Source organism: Pseudoalteromonas sp. HL-AS2, assembly GCF_031198805.1.
Lineage (GTDB): Bacteria > Pseudomonadota > Gammaproteobacteria > Enterobacterales > Alteromonadaceae > Pseudoalteromonas > Pseudoalteromonas nigrifaciens.
Genome location: NZ_CP133571.1, coordinates 341,676 through 358,354, shown reverse-complemented (window position 1 = coordinate 358,354; position 16,679 = coordinate 341,676). Strand labels below are relative to the sequence as shown.

20 protein-coding genes, 1 tRNA gene and 4 pseudogenes are annotated in these 16,679 nt (G+C 40.5%); 10 read left to right on the top strand and 15 right to left on the bottom strand.

The window, feature by feature from the left end:
• Nucleotides 1–73: 73 nt before the first annotated feature.
• The 7 genes from RB215_RS01725 (at nucleotide 74) to RB215_RS01700 (ending at nucleotide 4,775) form a co-directional block, all read left to right on the top strand.
• Nucleotides 74–898, top strand: coding sequence for a methyltransferase (locus RB215_RS01725; RefSeq protein ID WP_309217150.1), 825 nt, complete (start codon nucleotides 74–76; stop codon nucleotides 896–898).
• Between the two features lie 16 nt (nucleotides 899–914).
• On the top strand, nucleotides 915–2,204 hold the full coding sequence (gene purD / locus RB215_RS01720; RefSeq protein ID WP_011327055.1) for a phosphoribosylamine--glycine ligase: 1,290 nt from the start codon (nucleotides 915–917) through the stop codon (nucleotides 2,202–2,204).
• 283 nt (nucleotides 2,205–2,487) lie between these two features.
• Complete coding sequence (locus tag RB215_RS17815; protein ID WP_375144245.1) at nucleotides 2,488–2,700, top strand: helix-turn-helix domain-containing protein; 213 nt, start codon at nucleotides 2,488–2,490, stop codon at nucleotides 2,698–2,700.
• The gene (locus RB215_RS01715) at nucleotides 2,649–3,023 is read left to right on the top strand and encodes a transposase (protein WP_309216730.1); all 375 of its coding nucleotides are present in this window, start codon (nucleotides 2,649–2,651) and stop codon (nucleotides 3,021–3,023) included. The genes RB215_RS17815 and RB215_RS01715 overlap by 52 nt, the downstream gene beginning before the upstream one ends.
• Before the next feature lie 28 nt (nucleotides 3,024–3,051).
• Nucleotides 3,052–3,714 (top strand): RNA-guided endonuclease InsQ/TnpB family protein, encoded by a 663-nt coding sequence (locus tag RB215_RS01710; protein ID WP_375144244.1) that lies wholly within the window; start codon nucleotides 3,052–3,054, stop codon nucleotides 3,712–3,714.
• A gap of 55 nt (nucleotides 3,715–3,769) precedes the next feature.
• Nucleotides 3,770–3,943 (top strand): hypothetical protein, encoded by a 174-nt coding sequence (locus RB215_RS01705; protein WP_162010629.1) that lies wholly within the window; start codon nucleotides 3,770–3,772, stop codon nucleotides 3,941–3,943.
• A 22-nt stretch (nucleotides 3,944–3,965) separates the two neighbouring features.
• Nucleotides 3,966–4,775: a DUF2797 domain-containing protein gene (locus tag RB215_RS01700; protein WP_179807990.1), complete on the top strand. Its 810-nt coding sequence runs from the start codon at nucleotides 3,966–3,968 to the stop codon at nucleotides 4,773–4,775.
• On the opposite strand, the pseudogene RB215_RS01695 reads toward RB215_RS01700, so the two are convergent.
• Nucleotides 4,772–5,173 (bottom strand): annotated as a pseudogene (locus tag RB215_RS01695) (EAL domain-containing protein); the annotation flags it as partial. The gene RB215_RS01700 and the pseudogene RB215_RS01695 overlap by 4 nt on opposite strands.
• 122 nt (nucleotides 5,174–5,295) lie before the next feature.
• Nucleotides 5,296–6,462 carry a transposase gene (locus RB215_RS01690; protein ID WP_309216727.1) on the bottom strand — a complete coding sequence of 389 codons (1,167 nt, stop codon included), beginning with the start codon at nucleotides 6,460–6,462 and terminating at the stop codon, nucleotides 5,296–5,298.
• A 105-nt stretch (nucleotides 6,463–6,567) separates the two neighbouring features.
• On the opposite strand from RB215_RS01690, the pseudogene tnpA reads away from it, so the two are divergent.
• A pseudogene (gene tnpA / locus RB215_RS17810) lies at nucleotides 6,568–6,906 on the top strand (IS200/IS605 family transposase).
• Nucleotides 6,907–7,017: 111 nt separating this feature from the next.
• A complete protein-coding gene (locus RB215_RS01685; RefSeq protein WP_011327050.1) occupies nucleotides 7,018–7,308 on the top strand; it encodes a DUF4144 family protein in 291 nt (96 codons plus the stop codon).
• Here the strand turns inward: RB215_RS01685 and RB215_RS01680 are convergent.
• From RB215_RS01680 to RB215_RS01645, 8 genes and pseudogenes are all read right to left on the bottom strand, one after another.
• Complete coding sequence (locus tag RB215_RS01680) at nucleotides 7,291–8,211, bottom strand: histone deacetylase family protein (RefSeq protein WP_086995899.1); 921 nt, start codon at nucleotides 8,209–8,211, stop codon at nucleotides 7,291–7,293. The two genes, RB215_RS01685 and RB215_RS01680, sit on opposite strands and share 18 nt — an antisense overlap.
• A gap of 116 nt (nucleotides 8,212–8,327) precedes the next feature.
• Nucleotides 8,328–9,869 carry a serine hydrolase gene (locus tag RB215_RS01675; protein ID WP_179807988.1) on the bottom strand — a complete coding sequence of 514 codons (1,542 nt, stop codon included), beginning with the start codon at nucleotides 9,867–9,869 and terminating at the stop codon, nucleotides 8,328–8,330.
• A 21-nt stretch (nucleotides 9,870–9,890) separates the two neighbouring features.
• Complete coding sequence (locus tag RB215_RS01670; RefSeq protein ID WP_011327047.1) at nucleotides 9,891–10,385, bottom strand: gamma-glutamylcyclotransferase family protein; 495 nt, start codon at nucleotides 10,383–10,385, stop codon at nucleotides 9,891–9,893.
• 67 nt (nucleotides 10,386–10,452) lie between these two features.
• Nucleotides 10,453–10,638: pseudogene (locus RB215_RS01665) on the bottom strand (LysE family transporter); the annotation flags it as partial.
• A 109-nt stretch (nucleotides 10,639–10,747) separates the two neighbouring features.
• Nucleotides 10,748–11,851: an RNA-guided endonuclease TnpB family protein gene (locus tag RB215_RS01660; RefSeq protein ID WP_309216726.1), complete on the bottom strand. Its 1,104-nt coding sequence runs from the start codon at nucleotides 11,849–11,851 to the stop codon at nucleotides 10,748–10,750.
• 109 nt (nucleotides 11,852–11,960) lie between these two features.
• A pseudogene (locus tag RB215_RS01655) lies at nucleotides 11,961–12,116 on the bottom strand (LysE family transporter); the annotation flags it as partial.
• A 13-nt stretch (nucleotides 12,117–12,129) separates the two neighbouring features.
• A complete protein-coding gene (locus RB215_RS01650; RefSeq protein ID WP_309216725.1) occupies nucleotides 12,130–12,903 on the bottom strand; it encodes a hypothetical protein in 774 nt (257 codons plus the stop codon).
• Between the two features lie 3 nt (nucleotides 12,904–12,906).
• A complete protein-coding gene (locus RB215_RS01645) occupies nucleotides 12,907–13,383 on the bottom strand; it encodes a CreA family protein (protein ID WP_309216724.1) in 477 nt (158 codons plus the stop codon).
• 253 nt (nucleotides 13,384–13,636) lie between these two features.
• Between RB215_RS01645 and RB215_RS01640 the strand changes: the two genes are divergently transcribed.
• Nucleotides 13,637–13,966 carry a 5-carboxymethyl-2-hydroxymuconate Delta-isomerase gene (locus RB215_RS01640; RefSeq protein ID WP_011327042.1) on the top strand — a complete coding sequence of 110 codons (330 nt, stop codon included), beginning with the start codon at nucleotides 13,637–13,639 and terminating at the stop codon, nucleotides 13,964–13,966.
• Nucleotides 13,967–14,113: 147 nt separating this feature from the next.
• Here RB215_RS01640 and RB215_RS01635 read toward each other — a convergent pair whose 3' ends face one another.
• The 5 genes from RB215_RS01635 to RB215_RS01615 all read right to left on the bottom strand — a co-directional run bounded on the left by RB215_RS01635 (nucleotide 14,114) and on the right by RB215_RS01615 (nucleotide 16,542).
• Nucleotides 14,114–14,281 carry a hypothetical protein gene (locus tag RB215_RS01635; protein WP_011327041.1) on the bottom strand — a complete coding sequence of 56 codons (168 nt, stop codon included), beginning with the start codon at nucleotides 14,279–14,281 and terminating at the stop codon, nucleotides 14,114–14,116.
• 8 nt (nucleotides 14,282–14,289) lie between these two features.
• Nucleotides 14,290–15,015, bottom strand: coding sequence for a zeta toxin family protein (locus RB215_RS01630; RefSeq protein WP_309216722.1), 726 nt, complete (start codon nucleotides 15,013–15,015; stop codon nucleotides 14,290–14,292).
• A 348-nt stretch (nucleotides 15,016–15,363) separates the two neighbouring features.
• A tRNA-Ile gene (locus RB215_RS01625) sits at nucleotides 15,364–15,440 on the bottom strand.
• 305 nt (nucleotides 15,441–15,745) lie between these two features.
• Nucleotides 15,746–15,904 carry a YqaE/Pmp3 family membrane protein gene (locus RB215_RS01620; protein WP_011327039.1) on the bottom strand — a complete coding sequence of 53 codons (159 nt, stop codon included), beginning with the start codon at nucleotides 15,902–15,904 and terminating at the stop codon, nucleotides 15,746–15,748.
• A 74-nt stretch (nucleotides 15,905–15,978) separates the two neighbouring features.
• A complete protein-coding gene (locus tag RB215_RS01615; RefSeq protein ID WP_192532779.1) occupies nucleotides 15,979–16,542 on the bottom strand; it encodes a BON domain-containing protein in 564 nt (187 codons plus the stop codon).
• Nucleotides 16,543–16,679: the final 137 nt, after the last annotated feature.

Sequence of the window (16,679 nt, the reverse complement as noted above, 5' to 3'; positions counted from 1 at the left end):
GTTTAGCTCTGTTTGTTTGCAATCAATTAACGTATTCTGATTGTTCATTAAACTAACAGTGAAGAATAAAATGATGAAATTTGCTTTAAAATCTATACTTGTCGCCACTATTGCGCTTAGCTCTGCAGCAAGCTTGGCTCATAACCACAGTGAAAACTCATTAGTTGCTAATGCACTTAATTATGAGCAGCGCGCTGCTAAAAACAGTGAGCGTGACAAGTTTCGTCATCCAGCACAAACGCTGGCATTTTTTGGCTTAAAGCCGAATATGAGCGTGGTAGAAATATCGCCCGGTGGTGGTTGGTACAGCGAAATTTTAGCGCCTGTACTCAAAGATAATGGCAAATTTTACGCCGCGCATTTTCCAAAAGATGCGACTGGCTTTTATCAGCGTTCTCGCTCTGAGTTTGAACAAAAAGTAACGCAAGACCCACGTTTTAGTAAAGTAATAGTAACTGAGTTTGCTCCTGTTACTCACACCGAACTTGCCCCTGCAAATAGCGCCGATATGATACTTACCTTTAGAAATGTGCATAACTGGTATATGGGTAAAAATAAAGACGGCGCACTTAGTGCGTTTAAATCTTTTTATACCGCACTCAAACCAGGTGGCACTTTAGGTGTAGTAGAGCATAGATTGCCTGAAGCACGCGCCGATGACGATCAAAAAAGCAGTGGTTACATGAAGCAAAGCTACGTAATTGAAATAGCTAAACAAGCTGGGTTTGAATTAGTTGCTAGTAGTGAAATAAATGCTAACCCAAAAGATACAGCCGATCACCCTAAAGGGGTATGGACGCTACCACCAAGCTTACGTTTAGGCGATCAAGATGCCGATAAATATAAAGCCATTGGTGAAAGTGACCGCATGACGCTGAAATTTAAAAAACCGCTTTAAATAGGAATTTTTCGCCATGAATGTTTTAGTCATTGGCAGCGGCGGCCGCGAACACGCTCTTGCGTTTAAAGCCGCTCAAAACACCAAAGTAAACACAGTATTTGTAGCCCCTGGTAATGCGGGCACAGCACTTGAGCCAAAACTTGAGAACGTTGCAATAAATGTTGACGACTTAGACGGTTTACTTCAGTTTGCACAACAAAATAATGTTGAGCTTACTATTGTAGGCCCTGAGATCCCGTTAGTATTAGGTGTGGTTGATAAGTTTCGTGAACACGGCCTAGCTATATTTGGCCCAACAGCGGGCGCAGCTCAGCTTGAAGGCTCAAAGTCGTTTACTAAAGACTTTTTAGCGCGTCACAATATCCCTAGTGGCGATTACCAAACCTTTGAACAGGTTGCCCCTGCCCTTGCTTATTTAAAAGAAAAAGGCGCGCCAATTGTAATCAAAGCAGATGGTTTAGCCGCAGGTAAAGGCGTTATTGTTGCGATGACTGAAGCCGAGGCTGAAGATGCTATTCGTGACATGCTTGCGGGTAATGCTTTTGGTGATGCTGGTAGCCGCGTAGTTATCGAAGAGTTTTTAGAAGGTGAAGAAGCGTCTTTCATTGTGATGGTAGATGGCAAAAACGTATTACCATTTGCCACTAGCCAAGATCATAAACGCGCTTACAATGGCGATGCTGGCCCTAACACTGGCGGTATGGGTGCTTATTCACCTGCGCCAGTAGTTACCGATGAAATTCATCAGCGTATTATGAACGAAGTGATTTACCCAACGGTAGAGGGCATGGCGAGCGAGGGTCATCCGTACACAGGCTTTTTATACGCTGGCTTAATGATAGATACCGATGGCACGCCAAAAGTAATTGAGTATAACTGTCGTTTTGGCGACCCGGAAACTCAACCTATGATGCTACGTTTGCAATCAGACTTAGTCGAGTTAATTGAAGCGGCTAATCGTGTTGAACTGGATAAAACCACCATTGAGTTTGATCCACGTGCAGCCGTTGGTGTAGTACTGGCCGCTAAAGGCTATCCTGGTGATTATCCTAAAGGCGATGTTATATCGGGTTTACAGGTTGACTACCCTGCTGGCGAAAAAGTATTTCATGCTGGTACTAAACAAAACGGTAATGACGTAGTAACTGCGGGCGGACGTGTATTATGTGCCACCGCACTGGGTAATACCGTAACCGAAGCGCAGCAACGCGCTTACGAGCTAATAAAGCAACTCAGCTGGGATGGCATGGAATATCGTACTGATATTGCATATCGTGCTATTGCGAGAGAGCAAAATAGTTAAATATAACCTATTGGTTAATATTACTATTAAATGTAAACATCAAAAGCGCAGCTTGTCTGCGCTTTTTTAGTGCTACACTATTTGAAAGGATCAAAAAAAGCACAGCATAATTTGGAATTTAAAACGTTACGTTATCATGCGCTAGCCGCAGCAATACTTATATTAATATTTTTTATCAACTTTTGCCGTAAAACACCGCTCCTTTAGGTCGGTGATATAAGGTAGTAGTCGCGAAGCGACTAAGTGGGTTGTTCCTTTTTGATTGACTGTATATAATAACAGTATGGTTATTCGCAAAGCTTATAAATTTCGTTTAAAAACAACACCCGATATTAACGCTAAAATGGTGCAATATGCGGGAAATTGTCGATTCTTGTGGAATAAAGCCTTAGCGATTAACTTATTAAGTTACAGAATAAACAAAAAATTTGCTACTACCAAGAGTTGGATTTCTTTTCCAAACTTTGGAAAAAAAGCGAGGAGTATGGCTTTTTAACACTATCGCCCGCACAAACTATCCAACAAACATTAAAACAGCTTGAACGCGCCTTTAAAGACGCATTCGATAAAAACCAACCACTCAAACGGATGCCTACTTTTAAGAAAAAAGGAGAGGTGAATAGCTTTAATTTTCCTCAAGGCTTTAAAATCGACAAGAATGGGAAACGTATTTTTTTACCTAAAATCGGTTGGGTTAATGTTAGAAAAAGCCAAGCTATTTTAGGAAAAGCTAAAAACGTCACTGTTTCACAAAAAGGAAAGCACTGGTTTGTTTCAATCCAAGTTGAACAAGAAGTAGCACCACCTAAGCCCCCATAAAACGCCATGATTGGGGGGAGATTTAGGCGTGAAACGCCTAATTACCCTTTCTGATGGCAGTTTTGTGGAGCCGATAGATACCAGTAAACAGACAATCAGGATCAAACGATTACAGAAGCAACTTGCTAGAAAAGTGAAATTTTCAAGTAACTGGAAAAAATTAAAAGCAAAGATCACAACATTTCATACGAAAGTTGCCAATATTCGTCATGACAAATTACATAAGATCTCAACACAGTTGAGCAAAAGCCACGCAATCATCGTGCTAGAAGATCTTAAAATTAGAAATATGACGAAAAACAGCAAAGGCAGCAGTGAGCAGCATGGAAAAATGGTGAAACAAAAATCTGGCTTAAACCGCGTCATTCTCAATCAAGGATGGGGAATGTTTAAAGAAATGCTGAAATATAAGCAGGATTGGCTCGGCGGTCAGGTTATTTTTGTTGATCCGAAACATACCAGTCAAACGTGTCCGGCGTGTGGTCATCAATCAAAAGATAACCGATTAACGCAGTCTAAGTTTGAATGTGCGAAGTGCGGTTATCAAGATAATGCGGATCATGTTGGCGCATTAAATATTTTAGCGCGAGGTCATCGCGTTCTAGCCTGTGGAGAGATTGACATTAGTCAGCTTGTTGAAGCAGGAACTTGCCTTATGAGTGATCACAAAGCCCCGATGGTTTTAAACTAATCGGAATCCCCCTCCTTTCCTGAACTTGTTCAGGCGCTTGGCGAGGTGGTGGAGGATGTCAACAATTACTATTGAAGGGGTAGAAACGCAAGAGGTTCACGACTTACTTAAAGGTATGAACGCCGATCACGCACAAGGATACCTTTACGCCAAACCACTCGCGTATGACGATTATTTACAGTACTTAAACAGCCAATATAATTTAAAAATGTTAGACTCCCCTTTTTAACATCTTTAGGGGCCAAGTAAAGATGCAAGGCACATTGCGTAAATTAAAATCGAGCTTAACCGAGCCGGTACAATATCACTTACCTGTGGGTGAGCACTTAGTCGACTTAAATGCATTTATAGGTAAAGAGCTAACGCTTACTTTTAGCGGCACAATTTTATGCTCTAGCTGTGGTAAAAAAACCAAAAAAAGCTATTCTCAAGGCCATTGCTTTGTATGCATGCGCAAACTTGCTAGTTGCGATATGTGTATTATGAAGCCAGAAACCTGCCATTACGATCAAGGTACTTGCCGCGAGCCAGAGTGGGGAGAAGAAAATTGCATGATCCCGCATTACGTCTACCTCGCTAATACCTCAGGACTAAAAGTGGGTATTACTCGCCACACGCAAATACCAACTCGCTGGGTTGATCAAGGCGCTACCCAAGCATTGCCTATTTTTAAAGTGCAAACACGGTTGCAATCAGGCTTAGTAGAAGTGGCATTGGCTGAATTTATTGCTGATAAAACTAATTGGCGCAATATGCTAAAAGGCCAAAACGAAGCGCTAGATTTAAAAGCTGCAGCCGCTGAGCTTATTCCACAAATTAGTGCAAAGCTAAATGAGCTAAGCGAGCTATTTGGCGCAACAGCTATTGAACAGCTAGATGAAGACGTAGTTGATTTAAACTTTCCGGTAAGCGAATACCCAACCAAAATCAGCTCGTTTAACTTTGATAAAGACCCGGTAGTAAGCGGTATTTTACAAGGCATTAAAGGTCAGTATTTAATTTTTGAAAAAGGCGTTATTAACATTCGAAAATTCACCTCTTACGAAGTAACCGTAGGCTAAGTGCCGGTTGGTTGAGTGCTCGCAGATAAGCAGTTCAACCGATAAAAATCAAACCATTGCCGCTGCGTTAACGGGTGGCAATAGTAATACCCCTGTATAACATTACACCCTAAGCTAATAAGGTAGTTTTTTTGAGCTAGCTGCTCAACTCCCTCTGCCACTACCATTAAGTTTAAATTGCTTGCCAGTGCAATAAGCGCTGCAACTATTTGGCTATTGCCGTATTCATCAGGGACTTTAGCAATAAAGCTCGCGTCTATTTTTAATGTATCAAAAGGCAGTTTCGTTAAATAACTCAATGCCGAGTACCCGGTACCAAAGTCGTCTAATGCTATATGCACGCCCAGCTTTTTTAGTTGCTGCAACTGCGTTTTAGCCTGTGTAAATGAGCTAGTGAACTACCCATCGACGCCGCCACTCCGTGTCGATCAATGGGCTTCTACAGCCTTGACTTAGAGACTAGGCTGCTTCTTTTTTCTCAGTTCCAACAGCAAACTTCGATAGCTCGAAGACTTTCGTTTTAATGGCTGATTTCTGCTGAGATGTGGGGGGGAACCCTTGCGACGATCCCAGCCGCAATCAAATCTAATTCACCTGTTTTTGCTATGCTTTTAGCCGCTGACAAGTCTCGGCTTTGGTAAGTTTCACAAGCCGTACATGTGAAATATCTGTCGTTCAATGTTAAAACATGATGTTGGCCGCATTCAGAACAAACCCCAGTGGATTTTTCAAACCTGCCAATCTCGTGATAGAGTTTACCTTCAAGCTCAGTTTTGTATTTTGAAAGCTGAGTAATTAAGCCCATCACATTGTCGGCAACCATGCTGCCATTGAACTTTTGCATCCCTTTTACGTTTAAATCTTCGAACACTAAAATGTCATTTTCATTGGTTATCTGGCGTGAAATTTTGTGTGCAAAGTCGAGCCTTTGCCGTGAGATTTTGCCGTGTAATTTGTTGATGCGTTGTTTGGTTTTTTGCCAGCGATTTGAACCTTTAGTTCGGCGTGCAAGCTGGCGTTGCAATTGATTTAACTTTGTTTTTGACTGCTTTAAAAACTTGGGGTTATCGACCACAAAACCATCTGAGCCAACAACAGTTTGCTTTGAGTTAATGTCAAAACCTGTGATTGTTTTTAAAACTTGTTTAGCTGTTTTGCACTCAACTTCCTGAGTGATGCTGCATCCCCATTTTCCGTGGTGATACTGGATAGTTACAGTCTTGATTTTACTTGCTAGTTTGCGATGCAAGATAATGGGTATCTTGCCTACCTTTGGGATACTGATAGCGCCATTTTCAATGCGGATACAGTTTGAGTTATTGACCGCTCGAAAACTATCGTTGTGAAGTTTTTTCTTTTTATATGAGATCTTGTGCTTTGGAAAGCGTTGCAAGCGACCTTTAGTAAAAACATTCTTGAGCGCTAATTCCAGGTCGCGGGCAACTTGTTGAGCTGCCGCAGAATCGAATGCTTTGATCCAATTAAACTCTTCGAACGTCTTGATATCTTTAAGTAGTGAGGCCATGTCTTTGTAAAACAAAAACGTTTTATCGTGCTCGTATCGACGCATGTTCTCAGACAACAATAAGTTCCAAATGCCACGCGCTGTCGCACCAAACTCAACGAGTTTAGCTTCTTGCTCTGGCGTAGGATTTAGCCTGTAGTTGTATCTAAGCGTCTTTTTCATATACTGTATAGACTACTGTATGGAAATGAGTTGTCAAGATGGAATATGAAACTAAATCTCACTGTAAATATTTAATAGCGCTACATTTAATACTTGAATTCAAGTGTGGTTAAATATAGAAAACAATTGTTAAAAGGTGATGTAGGTGATTTTGTAAAACAAAAAATCACTGAAATTGCAGAGCGCTCAGAATTTAATATCGAAGAGATCGGGGTGGACAAAGATCATATATACATATTGCTAACGATCTCTCCCAATATCAGCGTTGCGAGTTACGTTAGGAGAATTAAACAATCTACAACGCAAAGTCTATGGTCGAGATTTAAATGGTTTTAAAAGTAATTCTGGGTTAAAAAAACATTTTGGTCTGACGGATATTTTGTTTGCTCTGTTGGAAATGCGGCTGCTGATACAATTCGAAAATACATTCAAGAGCAGGGCTAACTATTCCGATGCATCCCATCGACGCCGCTTCGCGTCGATCAATAGGTTTTCTCGGAAAATTTCGATAAATCGAGCAAATATTCCCCCTTTGATGTAGGACAATAAATAAGCATGTCGTATCCAAAAATTATTATTTATAACAATGAAATTGAGTTAGCTGAGCAGCCTGATGAAGTAGATGATTTTGTATATGCGATGGATGAGCTGCAAAAAAGCAGAATTATTATTTTAGATAGTAAGTATAGCTATACAACACTAAGTGGCGAGCCAAAAACAGCCATTAGTGCCATTGAATTAGCAGATTTAGTGAAAGATTATTTGCTAAAAGAAGGTCAGTGTTGCCTAAGTAAAATTAAGCAGCTAACACCTGAGCAAGCATTTGCGTTACTCATAATCGACTAACGCTTTAACATGTGCAATTGCACTGCGACCCAATGCAGAAAGCGCATACCCCCCTTCTAAATACGACACTATACCGCGGCAATTATGCTGCTCGCTAAAGCGGGCTAATTGCTCGGTTAGCCAGCGGTAATCTTCCTCTACAAACTTTAAACTGGCCATATCATCTTCAAGGTGAGCATCAAATCCTGCGCTAATAAATAACATGTCAGGCTTAAAAGCATTTAGTTTAGGCAGCCATTGCTGCTCAAATACCGCTTTTAAATCGTTACCGTCGCTGGCAATTGGCAAAGGTGAATTAACTAACGTGGTGTTATTTTCAACCACTGTATTGGGATAAAATGGATGCTGAAATAAAGAGCAAAACAAGACGTTTTTATCATCTATAAATATATCTTGAGTGCCATTACCATGATGTACATCAAAATCAACAATAGCAATGCGCTTAACCCCTTTGCTTTGTGCATATTTAACCGCAATAGCAAGGTTGTTAAATACACAAAAACCGGATGAGGTAGTGCGATTTGCATGATGCCCCGGCGGGCGCACCGAGCAAAATGCAGCATCAAGGTTGCCCTCTAGTATTTCATCTACCGCTAAAATACCGGCTCCTACTGCACGCTCAATTGCTTTTAATGAATCGGGACATAACCAAGTATCACCGTCTAAATCGACAAGCCCTTGGGTAGGTATTTTACTTTCAACAGAGCTAACTAATGATTCGTCATGCGCAAGTAAGTAATGCTCTCGTTGCGCTTTAGGCGCTTGCTTTTGCTCAATAGCAATATCTAACCCGCTTGCTAGTAAGCGATCGTTAATGGCATCTAACCGCTCTGGGCACTCTGGGTGATCATCAATCATTTTATGTTTACGACAATGAGGGTGAGAAATAATTGCGGTACGCATAAATGCTCCTAACTGTATCATTAAACATAATATAACAAAGCCACCCGTGGGTGGCTTTGCGACTTTGGTGTATACCCTTTACGCTAGATATAGCAAATTAGGGATAGCAAAAACAGTTATTTTGCTGTTAATTTTAAATTTCTAAAGTCAAAACTAAAGTCGGTTACTTGCGTTGAAACTGCACGCATTTTAGCGTTACTCACTCTATTTTCTGTATTCATATTAAAATTAATAAACGCATCAGCCTCAAGTAGCTTTTCATCCCACTTAACAATAAAAGTATTGCCAGTGTAATGCTCAAGTGAGCCTTTTAAGCCCTTGGTATGCGTAAAATCAATATGTAATTTGCCATCAAGCTGCTCAATAATTACATCGCCGTACCAATTATCGTGCAATGTACCAGTGTAATTAATATTAGGTAGTTGCGGTTGATAATCAGCTGGCGCTGCAGGCTTTGCGTTAGCGTATGCTTTCTCTTTGCTTTCAAAATGCTTTTTAGCTAAGTCTTCAACCCAATCTTTATCTTCAAGCTCAAGCGCATCTTCAAGCACTTCGTGAGTTACTGCCGCTAGCGCACCAAATGCTTGCTGATTACTTAAAATAACAATACCGAGTTTTTTCTCAGGCAGTAATGTAACCTGCGACACCATGCCTAAAATACCGCCACCGTGACCAAGCTTTTTAAAGCCGTGGTAGTCCTCAATACTCCAGCCTAGCCCGTAACCTCTAAACTGCTGATGATACGCCTCAAACGCGCTTTTAGACGCCATAGCCGTTATATGTGGATGCCACATTTGCGCTTGTTGTTTTTCGCTAAATAACTGCTCGCCATTTGGCATTGTGCCACCAGCAAGTTGCGTACGTAGCCATTGGCTCATATCGCTGGCACTTGAGGCTATTGCCCCAGCGCCTCTAAAATCTTCTAGGTAGTTAACAAAAAATGGATGGAGTTGGTTATCCATCGGAATATGCCCCGTTGCCCAGTTTTTATTGCTACTTGGAATGCGCGAAAACCCCGCTCGCGAGTGAGTCATATTTAGCGGCTGTAACATGTTTTTTTCGATGTAATCGTTCCAACTCATCCCAGATACGCGTGCTACCACTTCCCCTGCGGTAACAAACATTAAGTTGTTATACGCATATTGGCTGCGAAAGCTGCTGGCCGGTTTTAAGTATTTTAAGCCTGCTAAAATATCATCAACCGACTTGTCGGTACTTGGCCAAATCATTAAGTCGCCTTGCCCAAGCCCCAACCCACTGCGATGACTCAGCAGATCGCGAATACGCATTTCGCGGGTTACGTATGCGTCATATAGTTGAAATTCTGGCAGGTGATCAATCACTTTATCGTCCCAGCTCAACTTGCCTTCATCAACCAACTTAGCCAGCGCCGCACTGGTAAATGCTTTGGTGTTAGATGCAATGCCAAACAAGGTGTCTTTATTAACCTTATTACCGGTGTTTATATGGGTTACACCAAAACCTTTAGCAAATATCACTTTGTCGTTTTCAACAATAGCAACTGCCATTCCTGGCACATCAAAACGTGCCATGGAGGTTTTAATTACCTGCTCTATTTTATTGGTATCTACCTGTGCCCAGGTACTAAACGTAGCCCCTGCTAATAAAGCAATTGTGGCAAACTTAATTAACTTCATTGTTATCCTTTTTTATTATGATTATTTTTGATGTACTGCAAATTCAATTTCAGCACGCTCTAGGTTACTGTCGCTTTTTTGCGCGCGGTTTAATATTGCATCACTGTATGCTTTTGGAACGCCAGCTTCAAGCGCGCCGCGATGAACGTGTTTAATATACCAGTCGTAGGGTAGCGCTTCACTGTCATGGGTATTGGCAATATAGCAATGAGCGTTAACGTCTTCGCCGCTTAAAAGCTTTACGGTTATATTTACGCAGTCGTAACCTGCACCTTCTATACCATCTAAAATGACTTTTTCGGCATCACTTATTTGATAAACAACCCCATAAACTAACGCATCCTCTGCATCACTTGGGCTAATACTGCACTTACCTGAGCCATCTTTAAAATACATATCAAAGGTTAGCTCATAACCTTGTAATACGGCTGTACCAATGCGCTTAGCATTAGGCAAGCGCGCCAGTAAACGGTGAGACGACATGTTAGAGCCAAACGAAAAATTATAAAGCGACATACCTACTCCTAAAATTAAATAATGTAACTTGGTTTTAAATTACAACACGAATAGCCAAAGCTATTAAAATAAAAAACAAGGTGGCTTTAGGGTTTAATGCATTGGTTAAAAAGCCGCGCCGAAAGGCAAACCAAACGGGCTCTGCTGGCACCGTTTTGTTGGCAATATTATCATTTAGATTTGCCCCCGGTTTGGCTGCTCGCAGTGCTTGCACTCCCAAATAAGCTAAATAGGCACCGGCCAAGTATTTAAGCCCCTTGACATCCTCCCCCACCTCGCTTCGCGCCCGACAAGTCGGGAAAGGAGGGGGATTCCTGTTTCATAGCGTATCGCTTTAAATTCAAAAGAATCTAAAGTCTTACTTACGCTCCACAGGCTAACACTGTCTGCCCGACAGCTTTAATATTCAGTGCCGCATTTATGTCGCGGTCTAGCTCGCTAGAGCATTGAGGACACGACCATTTACGGATATGTAACGGCAAGGAATCGACAACGTGACCGCAGCAATTACAGCGTTTAGAGCTTGGATACCACTTATCAATCTTAACTACAGTTCGACCGTACCACTCAGCTTTGTAGGTAAGTTGGCGCACGAACTCGCCCCAGTTGGCATCGCTAATTGCTTTAGCAAGTTTTCGATTCTTGACCATGTTTTTTACGCTCAGACTTTCACAGCTAATCACTTGATTATCGTTTATCAATTGGGAAGTCAGTTTGTGGGTGAAGTCGTGACGACAATCAGCAATCTTTGCTTGAACGCGAGCGACTTTCTTTCTGGCTTTGTGGAAGTTAGAAGAACCTTTCTTCTTCTTCGATAGCACACGTTGAGTCTTAGCTAGTTTACTAGCGTAACGCTTGGTGTGACGGGGATTTCCAGACTTGAAACCGTTGGAGGCAATAACAAGGTCAGTCAAACCTAAATCAATACCGACTGTATTTTTACTAATCGATAGTGGTTTTGGCTCGAAGCGACACAGACAAGATACAAAGTAGCGACCCGCACTGTCTTTGCTAATTGTAATGGTGGTTGGTTCGCTAGGCAGCTCTCGCGACCAACGAACATTTATAGGTTGCTTAGATTTAGCCATGAACAACTGACCATCAGTATATCTGAATGCTGCTTTGGTTAGTTGTGCGCTTTGTTTCGAGCGCTTCTTTTTGAAAGTTGGGTATTTAGCTCGACCCTCAAAGAAGTTCTTAAAAGCAGTTTGTTGGTTTCTGATTGCTTGCTGCAAAGGAACGCTAGAAACATCATTAAGCCAAGGGAACTCAGGGTTTTTCTTGAGTTCAGTTAGATAGCTTGATGCTTTGCTGTAGTTAATCTTGATTTGCTCATTGTAGTAAGCATCAGTACGCCAACGAAGAATAGAGTTGTAAACAAAACGCGTACAGCCAAACGTCTGTTCAAGTAAGGTTACTTGCTCAGGTGTTGGGTAGAACCGTTGTTTAACCGCTATCTCTTTCATGCCTTACAAGATACACAGTGTTTTTGTAAGATTCAAGCTCTATTGTTAGCGCGTTGCGCTAAAACCTTACATCCCCGACCTAAAGGACGGAGTTTTTCGGCTCAAATGATAAAATAGCCGCACCAACACCTGCACTAGTCCAAAGAGCATTGCGCCTACCTTGCTGCACACTTTGCTTTAATACCACAGCAAAATCGGGCCCTGGGCTTGCTACTGCAAAAAAGTGCGCTACGGCAATCAGTAAAAATTCGTCTAAGTAATTCACACAATATCTCTGCTTAGTTTGGCATATACGCTAATAACAGCGGGTTAGCTGAGTTATTGACTAATGCTTTAATTTCTTTTTGCGCTTTTTTAAATTGGCCGCGCAAATGCGGTTTTAAATGCTGCTTAGAGCGTTTATCATTTTTAAAGTAACTCACTAACGCATGCATAAATACCGTATGGGTTTCGTTCAACGACGCTTCGCGATTTGCATAAGGGTTATAACACGAGCCACAGCCGCCCTTAAACTGATATACCGTATTGCTCATCATTACCCCAAAGCCTAAAAAGCAAGCCAGTGCATCAGCAGCTTGCGCTAAGTAGTCTTTTCCGCCCGGTGGTAATACGCCCACATGATGAATTAAAATAGTCGCTAATGTTCCAGCAAAACTGGCAACTAAGTCTTGTGGCTGGTTTACTTGATTTGGATTAAACGAAATATTAATAGCCTGGCTAGGCGGTACAATTAATTTAGCGCCTTCGCCACGTAGTTGTTGGCTAAATTTAAACTGTGGAAAAATCTGTGGAGTGAGCTGCTGCGGTGCAACTAGTTGAATAGGCCACGCTGTCATACCCGCATAACTGCTTACGCGGTTAAATACCTTAGTGGCCATTTCTTCAATACTCGATACCGAGTCGGGAAAGAACTCAACCGTGGGCAAAGTGATTTGCGTATGCTGGGTAAAAAACTCAACATCAAAGTTTTCAACTGCCCATATAAAGGTATCAATTAACCATTGCTGCTCTTGCTCAGCCAGTAATGGTTTGGGCTTAAATAACGCTAACATAGCTTACTCTCGCTCTTGCCCAAGCGCCCATTGCCATGCTTGTGTATTGTATAATGGCACAGTAGATAACGCATGATGATGACTCCCCGTAGACTCTTTAGTCGAGTACGACAAATACAATAAGGTATGTGCTTTAGCATCGTAAATACGACGCACTTTTAATGATTTAAACAAAATACTTTTAGATGATTTAAATACCACTTCCCCAGATTTACTCCTATCAATCTGCTGCAATTGCTCTGCGGTAATAACCCCGGTTTGCCGACACGAAATTGACATATCAGAAGGGTCTGAAAAATCTAAATTAGCTTCTATATGGCTAATATGGCACGTTACCCCAGTGACTAAAGGGTCTTGTTGCGAGTTTACAATTACATCCTTGGTGGTAAATAACCCAAGGCTTACAGAGGCAACATCATCTGAGCACGCTGTTAAGGTAAGCATACCCGCGAATAAAAAGCTGACTTTTAAATACTTCATCGTGTTCTCCAACATACTTAAAGAGGGATACGGTTTGTTTTTCTATACTAAACGTATTTACAGCTACAAAACACATGCTATAAAAAATAAACATTACGCTATATACATTCACTTTGCCGCACCATACCACTTCTTAATGGCTTATTGTGCAAAACAAAAAGATGCTAATTCAGCATTGTAGGGGTTAGCGGGTAACCTGGTATTTGGTATAATAAGGTTCACACATGTAGTAACTCATAATAGGAACGCCTAAATGCCGCACATTATTATTGAACACTCAGAAGACCTCCCTGTATTACCACAAGTACTTGTAGAAAAAATTCACAACGCCGCTTTCCAAAGTAATTTATTTGATTTAGAAACCATAAAAACACGCGCTATTTCCTATCAGCAATATCTACTTGGCGCAGGCGGGTCGGGGTTTATACATATTGCGGTACACATTTTGGCGGGGCGTTCTATTGAGCAAAAGCAAATGTTAAGTGAGCAACTACTTGAGTGTTTAAAAACCTATTGCAGAGCATCAGACAGTTTAAGCGTTAATATTTACGATATTGAACATGAGATCTACCGTAAAAATTAATTTATCGAATACTGCCGAGAAAACCCAGTGTTCAGAACGAAGTAATGCCGCAGGGATGAATCATATGTCACTCCTGTTTTCTTAATGCTACTAAAATGACATAAATTTCTAAACAGTAAAAAGTCCCTTGTTGGGACTTTTTACTAATTATCTTTGGATAGCTGAAGCTTTATTTACGACTTGAACCTGGGAAGAAATAGCTCGCTCAATAACTTGGCTATAAACTCGCTTCTTCTCGCTTGAGCTAGAATCTAACACAAAGTCTGAAAGCTTAGAGTTTTGCGTTGGCTTTGGCTTAATTAAATTTGAAAACATAAACTCTCCTAAAGCTCGTTTTTTGAGCTGGATGGTGATTCTATCAGGCTCTCCAGATCTTCTCTAGTGAATTTTTCATCTAAATGATGCTCTATAGCCTGAACATTACCGTGATAAAAACGAGTTTTACCTTTGTTATTTTTAACTAATAAATCAACTTGTATTTGACTACCAAAATTTAACTTAAGCTCCCTTATAACCTCCTGAGAGGCAAAGAACTGATCAATGAAGATATTTGGTAGAATTCTACGCCCTTCTAGCTTTTCTCTTGCCTCAACGAACTCCCAAGCGAGTTCTGGCTTCTGATATACAAACAAAATAAGTACCTGCCTTCCCTTGCGAATAGAGCGTTCAATATTCTTTTTTGCAACATCATAGCTTGCCAAAGTTCCATCTAACAAAAAAGACTGCTTGTTTTTAAACGCATGGTCAAGTGTCCGCTCTACGATAAAAGAAACTGCGCGATGAAATAAATACGAGTTATCACCTGAATAACCAGGTATAAGCTCTCTTAGCTCATCAGGATCAAGCCTTAGTACATTATCAGCACCAATTTCTTCTAAAAAAGCTTTTGAAGCTTCAGTTTTACCTGCACCTGGTGAACCTGACATAAAAACAGAAACAGGCCTTATGTCTGAAGGGAACTCGTTTTTATCTGTTAGTTTGCGAGCTATACGTGTTCTATTGCTTTTTGCAAAAGTTATAGCCTGCTGCTCTAGTTCTTCTGGTGTCATATAAAGCCTTAATCATCTCTACCCAGTATGTCACTTAAGTAGTTATTCGCAAGTGATTCAAATTCAGAGTAAGCCTCATATTTAAAAGCAGTCTGTTCTCTTTTTCCCATTGGTAAATTATCTATTTTGTATTATTAATAAAGACCCCCCCCCTGTAAAACAGGGTAATACAAGCATCAAAGCTTTATAGAACGAAACATCTTTGATGTAAGGCTAATCTTTTAATACATACAATTTTTTATTCACAATTAGTTGCTCTAATAAGTTAAGTTTTTTGTTATTGTGAGAAGTATCAAAGGGTAATTTCGGTTAGTAGATATTTGTATTTACTTGGGAAGCTTGTAAAAGTGGTGGCCCCTCCCAGACTCGAACTGGGGACCTAACGATTATGAGTCGTGTGCTCTAACCAACTGAGCTAAGGGGCCAACTTTTTGTATAACTGTAAACAGTTAATTTTTTAAGAAGCGTTTAGTCACATAGCGACTAAAGCGGGGTGCAGTATAAAAAGTTTTTAGGGGCTTGTCACTAGCAAAAGTCTTTATTTTAACAATCAATGGTCTAACTGCTTAAATAGTAATCTTTTTATGGGTGTAATATTAAGATTTGCAGAATTTAGGGTAATACTGGCAGCTAAGTAAAAATGAAATGGAAGGCTGTATATCGCGTAATTTAAAAATTGGGCTTTAAATAAGCAACTTACAGCCTATATTACGCGACAAACAGAAATGAATTATTTTTTTGCGATAATGTATATTGCATGTATTACTCCAGGGAAGTAACCAAACAACGTAAGTAAAATATTTATCCAAAAATGTAAGCCTAAACCCACCTGTAAAAATACTCCCAGTGGTGGCAGTAAGATTGAAAAAATAATACGTATAATATCCATAAATATTCTCCTTATTTATAAATAAAAAATTTATAAGCAAAAACCCAGCAGAGCTGGGTTTTATAAATACTATATTACTTTGCAACTATCGTTAGTTTATCTACTACGTCGCGAACATCTTCAGCATTTTTAGCAATTTTTACTGCAAGCTGTTTTTCAGCATCTGAGTTCACTGTACCGGTAAGAGTAACTACACCGTTGTCAGTATCTACATCAATGTTTGTACCACCAACTTCTGAGTTAAATAAATAACGCGTTGTGATGACTGTGGTAATTTTAGCGTCGGTTAAGCCGCTACCATCATCATCTTTCATGTTGTCATGGCTTTTACTGTTCATGCTTTTCACAACAGTAAGCTGGTTATCAACATCGGTTACGCCATCTAAACTCAGTACAAGTTCTTCTGCTAGCTCTTTGTCGAGTTCGCTATTAACTTTACCTGTTAGTATAACTTTGCCATTTTTTACATCAGTGTTGATGTCAAAGTTATTGAGGTTAGTGTTCATAAGAAGCACTGTTTCAGCCTTACCATCAATCCAAGCATCTTTACTTTCATTTTCCCAGCTGCTCGCTTGAGCACCCATAGCCGTAGTACCTAAAACTAACGCCGCAATGATAGATTTGTTAAATGTTTTCATAATCTTTCTCCTTTTGATTAAAGACACTTTAACTAATGCCAGCTTTAGGCCAACTTTAATAAACAAGTAAAATCAGATAGTTAAGGCGGGATATAATATAACTTTACTTTGTATACACCACTTTTTTACCGACTTAT

What these genes read in the sequence shown, in the direction of transcription:
- RB215_RS01635 (WP_011327041.1), bottom strand. Translation starts at nt 14,281, where the DNA reads ATGTTTTCAAATTTAATTAAGCCAAAGCCAACGCAAAACTCTAAGCTT.
- RB215_RS01660 (WP_309216726.1), bottom strand. Translation starts at nt 11,851, where the DNA reads ATGAAAGAGATAGCGGTTAAACAACGGTTCTACCCAACACCTGAGCAA.
- RB215_RS01685 (WP_011327050.1), top strand. Translation starts at nt 7,018, where the DNA reads ATGTCGTATCCAAAAATTATTATTTATAACAATGAAATTGAGTTAGCT.
- RB215_RS01670 (WP_011327047.1), bottom strand. Translation starts at nt 10,385, where the DNA reads ATGTCGCTTTATAATTTTTCGTTTGGCTCTAACATGTCGTCTCACCGT.
- RB215_RS01615 (WP_192532779.1), bottom strand. Translation starts at nt 16,542, where the DNA reads ATGAAAACATTTAACAAATCTATCATTGCGGCGTTAGTTTTAGGTACT.
- RB215_RS17815 (WP_375144245.1), top strand. Translation starts at nt 2,488, where the DNA reads ATGGTTATTCGCAAAGCTTATAAATTTCGTTTAAAAACAACACCCGAT.
- RB215_RS01675 (WP_179807988.1), bottom strand. Translation starts at nt 9,869, where the DNA reads ATGAAGTTAATTAAGTTTGCCACAATTGCTTTATTAGCAGGGGCTACG.
- RB215_RS01650 (WP_309216725.1), bottom strand. Translation starts at nt 12,903, where the DNA reads ATGTTAGCGTTATTTAAGCCCAAACCATTACTGGCTGAGCAAGAGCAG.
- RB215_RS01690 (WP_309216727.1), bottom strand. Translation starts at nt 6,462, where the DNA reads ATGAAAAAGACGCTTAGATACAACTACAGGCTAAATCCTACGCCAGAG.
- RB215_RS01705 (WP_162010629.1), top strand. Translation starts at nt 3,770, where the DNA reads ATGTCAACAATTACTATTGAAGGGGTAGAAACGCAAGAGGTTCACGAC.
- purD (WP_011327055.1), top strand. Translation starts at nt 915, where the DNA reads ATGAATGTTTTAGTCATTGGCAGCGGCGGCCGCGAACACGCTCTTGCG.
- RB215_RS01700 (WP_179807990.1), top strand. Translation starts at nt 3,966, where the DNA reads ATGCAAGGCACATTGCGTAAATTAAAATCGAGCTTAACCGAGCCGGTA.
- RB215_RS01620 (WP_011327039.1), bottom strand. Translation starts at nt 15,904, where the DNA reads ATGGATATTATACGTATTATTTTTTCAATCTTACTGCCACCACTGGGA.
- RB215_RS01725 (WP_309217150.1), top strand. Translation starts at nt 74, where the DNA reads ATGAAATTTGCTTTAAAATCTATACTTGTCGCCACTATTGCGCTTAGC.
- RB215_RS01630 (WP_309216722.1), bottom strand. Translation starts at nt 15,015, where the DNA reads ATGACACCAGAAGAACTAGAGCAGCAGGCTATAACTTTTGCAAAAAGC.
- RB215_RS01645 (WP_309216724.1), bottom strand. Translation starts at nt 13,383, where the DNA reads ATGAAGTATTTAAAAGTCAGCTTTTTATTCGCGGGTATGCTTACCTTA.
- RB215_RS01640 (WP_011327042.1), top strand. Translation starts at nt 13,637, where the DNA reads ATGCCGCACATTATTATTGAACACTCAGAAGACCTCCCTGTATTACCA.
- RB215_RS01680 (WP_086995899.1), bottom strand. Translation starts at nt 8,211, where the DNA reads ATGCGTACCGCAATTATTTCTCACCCTCATTGTCGTAAACATAAAATG.